At 53.5% G+C, this 2547-nt stretch carries 1 rRNA gene; it reads left to right on the top strand.

The window, feature by feature from the left end:
• Positions 1-2546: ribosomal RNA gene (locus BMY11_RS28315) — 23S ribosomal RNA — on the top strand; the annotation flags it as partial.
• Position 2547: the final 1 nt, after the last annotated feature.

Below are 2547 nucleotides of genomic sequence, written 5' to 3'. Positions count from 1 at the left end.
CCAAAAGTCAGCACTCTCCGAGACGTACCCTGAGTACCGCGAGACACGTGAAACCTCGTGGGAATCCGGCAGGACCATCTGCCAAGGCTAAATACTCCCTAGCGACCGATAGTGAAGCAGTACCGTGAGGGAAAGGTGAAAAGCACCGCGGAAGCGGAGTGAAAAAGAACCTGAAACCGTGCGCTTACAAAAAGTCAGAGCCCGTTATATGGGTGATGGCGTGCCTTTTGTAGAATGAACCGGCGAGTTACGTTCCCATGCAAGGTTAAGGTGAAGAGCCGGAGCCGCAGCGAAAGCGAGTCTGAATAGGGCGATATAGTATGTGGACGTAGACCCGAAACCGTGTGATCTACCCCTGTCCAGGGTGAAGGTGCGGTAACACGCACTGGAGGCCCGAACCCACGAATGTTGAAAAATTCGGGGATGAGGTGGGGGTAGCGGAGAAATTCCAATCGAACTCGGAGATAGCTGGTTCTCCCCGAAATAGCTTTAGGGCTAGCCTCGGAGTAAAGAGTCGTGGAGGTAGAGCACTGATTGGGTGCGGGGCCCGCCAAGGGTTACCAAGTCCAGTCAAACTCCGAATGCCATGTACTTATATCCGGGAGTCAGACAGTGAGTGCTAAGATCCATTGTCAAGAGGGAAACAGCCCAGACCATCAGCTAAGGTCCCCAAGTGTGTGTTAAGTGGGAAAGGATGTGGAGTTGCAAAGACAACCAGGATGTTGGCTTAGAAGCAGCCACCATTTAAAGAGTGCGTAATAGCTCACTGGTCGAGTGACTCTGCGCCGAAAATGTAACGGGGCTAAACACACCACCGAAGCTATGGATTGCAACCGTATGGTTGTAGTGGTAGGGGAGCGTTGTGTATAGGTAGAAGTCAGACCGTAAGGACTGGTGGACAGTACACAAGTGAGAATGCCGGTATGAGTAACGAAAAGACAAGTGAGAATCTTGTCCGCCGTAAGACTAAGGTTTCCTGAGGAAGGCTCGTCCGCTCAGGGTTAGTCAGGACCTAAGGCGAGGCCGAAAGGCGTAGTCGAAGGACAACAGGTTGATATTCCTGTACCACCGTAAGCCGTTATGAGCAATGGGGTGACGCAGAAGGATAGTGACGCGAGCTGATGGAATAGCTCGTCCAAGCAATGAGGCTTGTGTGTAGGCAAATCCGCACACTTTAAGGCCAGGTTGTGATGGGGAGGGAAAATTACAGTACCGAAGGTCATGAGTTCCCGCTGCCAAGAAAAGCCTCTAGCCAGGTGATGGTGCCTGTACCGCAAACCGACACAGGTAGTCGAGCAGAGTATGCTAAGGCGCTCGGAAGAACTCTCGTTAAGGAACTCGGCAAAATGACCCCGTAACTTCGGGAGAAGGGGTGCCTCGGTAGGGTGAATAGCCCGAGGGGGCCGCAGTGAAAAGGCCCAAGCGACTGTTTAGCAAAAACACAGGTCTGTGCGAAGCCGTAAGGCGAAGTATACGGGCTGACGCCTGCCCGGTGCTGGAAGGTTAAGGGGAGTGGTTAGCCGCAAGGCGAAGCTATGAACCGAAGCCCCAGTAAACGGCGGCCGTAACTATAACGGTCCTAAGGTAGCGAAATTCCTTGTCAGGTAAATTCTGACCCGCACGAATGGCGTAACGACTTGGGCGCTGTCTCAACGAGAGATCCGGTGAAATTTTAATACCTGTGAAGATGCAGGTTACCCGCGACAAGACGGAAAGACCCCATGGAGCTTTACTGCAGCTTGATATTGGACTTTGGTACGATCTGTACAGGATAGGTGGGAGCCTTTGAAGCCGGAGCGCCAGCTTCGGTGGAGGCAACGTTGGGATACCACCCTGATCGTATCGGAGTTCTAACCTGGTACCGTAATCCGGTACAGGGACCGTGTCAGGTGGGCAGTTTGACTGGGGCGGTCGCCTCCTAAAATGTAACGGAGGCGCCCAAAGGTTCTCTCAGAATGGTTGGAAATCATTCGTAGCGTGTAAAGGCATAAGAGAGCTTGACTGCGAGACCTACAAGTCGAGCAGGGACGAAAGTCGGGCTTAGTGATCCGGTGGTACCGAATGGAAGGGCCATCGCTCAACGGATAAAAGCTACCCTGGGGATAACAGGCTTATCTCCCCCAAGAGTCCACATCGACGGGGAGGTTTGGCACCTCGATGTCGGCTCATCGCATCCTGGGGCTGAAGTAGGTCCCAAGGGTTGGGCTGTTCGCCCATTAAAGCGGTACGCGAGCTGGGTTCAGAACGTCGTGAGACAGTTCGGTCCCTATCTGTCGTGGGCGTAGGAAATTTGCGAGGAGCTGTCCTTAGTACGAGAGGACCGGGATGGACGCACCGCTGGTGTACCAGTTGTTCCGCCAGGAGCATAGCTGGGTAGCCAAGTGCGGACGGGATAAGCGCTGAAAGCATCTAAGCGTGAAGCCCCCCTCAAGATGAGATTTCCCAGTATGTAAGACCCCTGAAAGACGATCAGGTTGATAGGTTCGAGGTGGAAGCGCGGCAACGTGTGCAGCTGACGAATACTAATCGGTCGAGGGCTTATCCTAA

The sequence above is a fragment of the Paenibacillus sp. OV219 genome (genome assembly GCF_900110075.1).
Classification (GTDB): domain Bacteria; phylum Bacillota; class Bacilli; order Paenibacillales; family Paenibacillaceae; genus Paenibacillus_Z.
Note: the sequence above shows the minus strand (reverse complement) of the source record. Positions and strands in the feature narration are given on the sequence as shown.